Origin of the sequence: Catalinimonas locisalis, from assembly GCF_038039535.1 — a bacterium.
Taxonomy (GTDB): Bacteria; Bacteroidota; Bacteroidia; order Cytophagales; family Cyclobacteriaceae; genus Catalinimonas.
On record NZ_JBBPHP010000001.1, the window covers coordinates 578,864 to 584,985 of the forward strand.

Annotated in this window: 4 protein-coding genes; 2 read left to right on the plus strand and 2 right to left on the minus strand. The window is 46.1% G+C overall.

Translation table 11 applies throughout. The annotated features are described in order from the left end of the window. Nucleotides 1–26: 26 nt before the first annotated feature. A complete protein-coding gene (locus tag WJR50_RS02405; protein WP_341291617.1) occupies nucleotides 27–1,511 on the minus strand; it encodes an SLC13 family permease in 1,485 nt (494 codons plus the stop codon). Nucleotides 1,512–1,597: 86 nt separating this feature from the next. After that, the gene (locus WJR50_RS02410; RefSeq protein WP_341291618.1) at nucleotides 1,598–2,614 is read right to left on the minus strand and encodes a sodium:calcium antiporter; all 1,017 of its coding nucleotides are present in this window, start codon (nucleotides 2,612–2,614) and stop codon (nucleotides 1,598–1,600) included. A gap of 218 nt (nucleotides 2,615–2,832) precedes the next feature. Here WJR50_RS02410 and pckA point away from each other — a divergent pair, with 218 nt between their 5' ends. Both pckA and WJR50_RS02420 read left to right on the plus strand, forming a co-directional pair. Beyond that, a complete protein-coding gene (gene pckA / locus WJR50_RS02415; RefSeq protein ID WP_341291619.1) occupies nucleotides 2,833–4,443 on the plus strand; it encodes a phosphoenolpyruvate carboxykinase (ATP) in 1,611 nt (536 codons plus the stop codon). Nucleotides 4,444–4,572: 129 nt separating this feature from the next. Continuing rightward, the gene (locus WJR50_RS02420) at nucleotides 4,573–5,892 is read left to right on the plus strand and encodes an amidohydrolase (RefSeq protein ID WP_341291620.1); all 1,320 of its coding nucleotides are present in this window, start codon (nucleotides 4,573–4,575) and stop codon (nucleotides 5,890–5,892) included. Nucleotides 5,893–6,122 lie beyond the last annotated feature (230 nt).

Sequence of the window (6,122 nt, forward strand, 5' to 3'; positions counted from 1 at the left end):
ATGCGTCCGCACCCTTGCATAGTCTATCAATAACTCGTCCAGAAGCTGATGATGGCGTTGCCCAGGGCGATGATCAGCATCACGGCTAATCCTCCGATGATAATTCCGGTTTTTGTGAAATCACTGGTCACCAGATCACCTTTGCTGTAGGCGATGGTATTGGGTGGAGTACTGATAGGCAATGCCATGGCAAGAGAAGCAGACAGCGCAATGCTCACTGCCAGTTGTACCGGTCCGGGAGTACCGCTTCCCATGTTTTGCAGGGCAAAGGAAATACCAATGGGTAATAAGAGATTAGCCGCTGCTGTGTTGGAAATAAAAGTGCTGAACAATATGGTAGCGATCACCATAGCTGCCAGTACCAGTCTGCCCTGAGCGGGAATATAAGATACAAATACCTCATCCAGGCCGGTAAGCTGCATGCCTACCCCCAAAGCGATACCTCCCATGATCAGGATTAGAATATGCCATTCTAAAGTGTTGATGTCGCTTCTGGTTAGCAAGCCAGTAGCAGTAAAGGCAATGGCAGGAAAGAGCGCCACCACTGCGGTAGATAAGCCGTGCCACTGGTCAGAAAGCCATAACAAAACCGTGATAAGCATGATGATGATGACATACCAGCCCCTGCCATCTATTTTGCGGGAGGTAGGTTTGAGCTCCAGAGAAGGATCTTTAGGCTTGAAAAAATTATAAAGTAGTAACCATGCAAATAAAAGCAGGAAAGCCATAAGCGGGGTAGCGATCAGTACCCACTCCAGAAAATTAACTTCATAACCCGCCTGTTGCAGAAATGATACCGCTACCGCATTGGGAGGGGAAGCAATAGGCGTACCCATGCCCCCGATATTGGCAGCGAAAGGAATCGCCAGCAGTAGTCCTTTCCGTAACGGGTCTCCTTTGGGTATCTGCTCCAGCATAGGGTAGACCAGCGTAATCATCATAGCAGTGGTGGCAGTATTACTCATCCACATAGAGAAAAGGGCGGTGATAAACATCAGTCCCAGCATGACGAACAAGGGCTTTCCTCCGAATGCGTTCAAAATTCCACTGGCCATTGCTTTGTCTACCCCTTCTTTAAGTACCGCATGGGCCAGTATGAAACCTCCGAAAAAGAGTACGATCACCGGATCGGAGAGGGGCGCCAAAAACTCACGATAGTCAGGAGAATAACCTCCTTCAAAACCCAGTCCAGTCCAATTTCCTGGATTAGCCAGGAAGATGATTTCCAGCCCGATGATAAGAATAGCGGTAGCAAAAAGTGGTAGTGCTTCAGTGACCCAAAGTAGCGCCGCCAGCACAAAAATGCCCGTCATAAAAATAGCCTCCTGCTGTAGGTTACTATGTTCAAACATCAGGCTGACCACTACAATAGCAATCAGCAGGGCAAGAATGAACAGTAGAACGCGTCGCGAAGGTATGGGAGGTCTTACTTCAGCCAGCTTTTCCAGATGGCTCAGGCGTTTTAACTCCTCAGTAAAGCGTGGATAGATTTCTCTGAATCGGATTTTCAAGGCATAGCAGATTTATGAAGCTAAAGATAGAAAGCAGCTATTGACTCTTCAAACGCTAAGCATATTATCATAATATAAAATATGCTTTACCGAACTACAGAGGTGATGCCTATGGTTTCAAGTACCATCCACCCTATAAATACAATATAAAGCACTAACAAACTCCAGCATTCGGCTCTATTGAGGGTGAGTTTGGTGCGCATCATGGTAAACAATACAATGGTAGCCAGCGTAAGGAAGCCCATCATAGGAGCAGCTGCCTTAAAGTCTATGGGTGCCGTTCCGGCAATCAGTATGCCTACCGGCACTGCTACCAACAGATCAAAAATATTGCTACCCAGTACGTTAGCAAGACTGACTACCCCCTCACCCCTTCGGGCTACCTTGACACTTACGTAAGCATCGGGAATACTGGTGCCAGCGGCAATGATGGTTAAACCCCAGAGGAAACTGGGCGTATTGAAGTATTCTCCAAAACCGAGGGCAGCCCTTACCAGGCCTTCTACTCCGCCTACGATTAATACTAAACTGAGCAGAAGCCTGAGCCAGCTTTTTCGCGGAGAGATGTCCTGAGGGCGGGGGTCATCTTTTTCAGCCCGTTCGTCTTTTACATCCTGAAACTGTAAAAAAATGTACAGCCCATAGAGCAGAAAAGGCACCAGTGCAATGGCTCGGTTTACTTCCCCACTAAGGGGCTCACCTTCTACCGGATTATAGATGACTGCAAAAGAAAAGGCCAGCAAAAGTACAGCTACTGAAGTAATGTAAAACTGGGCATCCTTATACACCAGATTGTGATTAGCTTCCAGCTTACCAGATGCTAAGCCTGAGATGGCGGGTATAACCAGAATATTAAAGATGGCTGAGCCGACGATGGCGGATACACCCAGGTCAAATTCACCGTGGATAAGGGTAGAAATAACTGAACTGGAAAGCTCGGGAAAACTGGAGCCTACGGCAGCTAGTATAGCGCCACGAAAAATTTTGGGAAGACGATAATAGACGGCTAATTTTTCAGAAGAAGATTCCAGCATATCGCCTCCCCACCAAACTACTGCTGTACCTCCTATTGCTGCTACAATGTAAAAAAGTAAAGAATCCAAACTATGATATTTAAAAAGCTACATGCTTAACGGCTATGTCCCTGATGTGTTTGGAGATAAAAGCTGTATGGATGAAGCAGGAGTGATATTAGGGGTAAGAAATGACAATTATCAGTTTTATGGCTAACTTTTGTCATAGAAGATTTTTCTTAATATGATGAAGTTTGAGTGTCATTGAAAACACAAGTGAATCTATTTTTTCTCAAACCAATAAAACCATGAAAAGAACTAACCTTTCATCCGTTCTCAAGAGCCTGGAAGATATGGGTATTCATCATACCAAAGGTGTTTTCTGGAACCTGCACCCTGCCGAACTGGTAGAAGAAGCTGTAAAAAGAGGAGAGGGTGTGCTGACCGATACAGGTGCATTGATGTGCGACACCGGCAAGTTTACCGGCCGTTCTCCCAAAGATCGTTTTATCGTAAAAGATGAAATGACTGAAAATAAAGTATGGTGGGGAGATATCAATATTCCTTTTGATGCCGCTAAGTTTGATCAGCTGTATGAGAAGATGGTGAAGTTTCTGGATGGCAGAAAAATATATGTACGTGATGCTGCTGCCGGTGCCGATCCTAAGTACCGCATGAAAATCCGAGTGATTGACACCCAGGCCTGGCACAATCTGTTTTGCTACAATATGTTCCTGAGGTTAGATGAGGGCGAAGCCGCTGAATTTCATCCCGACTTTACCATACTGGCGATACCCGAGTTTAAGGCCAATCCCGACGTGGATGGTACCCGCAACGAGAACTTTGCCATCATCAATTTTAAGCGCAGGATGATACTGGTGGGAGGAACGGGTTATACCGGAGAAACCAAAAAAGGTGTATTCAGTGTGCTTAACTTTCTCTTACCCGATCAGGAAAATGTACTTTCCATGCACTGTAGTGCCAATATGGGTAAAGACGGAGATACAGCTATTTTCTTTGGCCTCTCAGGTACCGGTAAAACCACTCTCTCCGCTGATCCTAATCGTTATTTGATTGGTGATGATGAGCACGGCTGGACAGAAAACAGTATTTTTAATTTTGAAGGTGGCTGCTATGCCAAAGTAATTGACCTGAGTCCGGAAACAGAGCCGGAAATCTGGAATGCGATTAAGTTTGGCGCCATTCTGGAAAATACCCGCTTCCTACCCGGCACGCGTACAGTAGACTATGCTAACAAAGAAGTTACTGAGAATACCAGGGTTTCTTATCCTATCTATCATATTGCAGATGCCAAAGAGCCTTCTGTAGGAGGAACTCCTGAGAATATTTTCTTCCTTACCGCGGATGCATACGGGGTATTGCCTCCCATTTCAAGACTAACAGTGGGGCAGGCAATGTATCATTTTATATCCGGATATACTGCCAAAGTGGCGGGTACAGAAGCAGGAATCAATGAACCTAAGGCTACTTTCTCAGCCTGTTTTGGTTCACCCTTTATGCCCCTGCACCCCACCAAATACGCGGAAATACTGGGCAAGAAGATGGAACAGCAGCAGGTCAATGTATGGCTGATCAATACCGGTTGGTCAGGTGGGCCCTATGGTGTGGGTAAGCGCATCAAGCTCAAATATACCAGAGCTATGATTACTGCTGCGCTGGAAGGTAAGCTGAATGATGTAGAGTATGAAGAACATCCGGTGTTTGGTGTAAATATGCCTACTTCCTGTCCTGAGGTGCCTGCTGAGATACTGAACCCTCGCAATACCTGGAGTGACAAAAATGCCTATGATGAGAAGGCCAGGCACCTGGCAGCGCAGTTTGCCAATAACTTTGAGAAGTTTGCTGAAAATGCCAGTGAAGAAATCAAAGCGGGAGGCCCGCAGTTACAAGTCTCATAAGGATGAGAAGATAAAGACGTTAAGTGATAAAGAGCGTGTTAGTTAAAGCCACGCTCTTTTTATTTGATAATTATTAACAAAGCGCCTATATTTTCATACAGTTTCTATTAAGTCCTAACCTTTTTTACGATGTATAAAAATATATTACTGTTTACGCTATTGACAGCTTTTTTTGCTGTGGATATCGCTTCCGCCCAGGACCTGAAAGCCAAAGTAGACCAAATGGCTGATCAGATTGATGAAAAAGTAATCGCCTGGCGACGTGATATTCATGAACATCCGGAGCTATCCAACCGGGAGTTTCGTACTGCGGAAATGGTGGCTGAGCATCTGAAAGCTTTGGGAATAGCGGTGCAGACCGAAGTAGCCCATACAGGCGTAGTAGGTGTGCTTAAGGGCGGTAAGCCCGGCCCGGTAGTGGCCCTGCGTGCCGATATGGATGCCCTTCCAGTCACAGAAAGGGTAGATATTCCTTTTGCTTCCAAAGCAACTGCCGAGTACAATGGCGAAGATGTAGGCGTAATGCATGCCTGCGGACATGATACCCACGTAGCCATTCTGATGGGGGTAGCCGAGACTTTGAGCAGCATGCAGGATGATTTACAGGGAACCGTTAAGTTTATTTTTCAACCTGCTGAAGAAGGTGCCCCTGAAGGAGAAGAAGGAGGTGCTGACCTCATGATTAAAGAAGGTGCGTTGACCAATCCTGATGTAGATGTGATCTTCGGCTTACACATCAATTCTCAGACTAAAGTCAATCAGATAGGCTATCGTCCCGAAGGTACTATGGCCAGTGTAGATGGGCTGGAAATCAAGGTAAAAGGTGCTCAGACGCACGGTGCTTACCCCTGGTCAGGCGTAGATCCTATCGTCACGGCTTCGCAAATTGTAATGGGCCTGCAAACGATCGTGAGTCGCAACCTTGAATTGATCAAAGCGCCTGCGGTGGTGACGATCGGAAAAATTGAGGGAGGCGTGCGCAGCAATATCATCCCTGAAGAGGTGACGATGATCGGAACCATTCGTTCTCTGGACCCTGAAATGCAGGATAAAATTCATGAGCGTATCCGTGAGATCGCTACCAATATAGGAGAAAGTGCCGGAGCGGAAGTAGAAGTGAATATCTCCCGTGGCTATCCGGTTACTTACAATGATCCTGAACTTACGGCCTGGGCAGTAGATATCCTGAACGAGACTGCCGGACAGGAAAATGTGCTTTTGCGCTATCCGGTAACCGGTGCCGAGGACTTCTCTTACTTTGCGCAGGAAGTTCCCGGCTTCTTTTTCTTCTTGGGAGGCATGTCTGCTGATAAAGAGCCGGAAGAAGTCGCTCCCCACCATACCCCTGACTTCTTTATAGATGATAGTGGTCTTAAACTAGGCGTAAGAACGCTAAGTAACCTTACCATTGAGTACATGCAGGAGCATGAAGCCAGCATGGGAAAATAAGCTTTAGTTAGATAACTATTGCCACAAATTTTTGAAAGAGTGCCAGTAAGGCTATGGTTTGCAGTGTGATCACAGTGTAAACGATAGCCTTTTCTATTTTTCTGAACATCATAGGATTAGTTTTTTCTGGGAGGAGTTCTGATCTGATCTTTGGGAGGCATGGCACTATGATCAGGATTGATAAGATCTTCGCTACAGCTACTTACAGAGAAAGCGAAAGAGGTAAGCAG

What these genes read in the sequence shown, in the direction of transcription:
- pckA (WP_341291619.1), top strand. Translation starts at nt 2,833, where the DNA reads ATGAAAAGAACTAACCTTTCATCCGTTCTCAAGAGCCTGGAAGATATG.
- WJR50_RS02420 (WP_341291620.1), top strand. Translation starts at nt 4,573, where the DNA reads ATGTATAAAAATATATTACTGTTTACGCTATTGACAGCTTTTTTTGCT.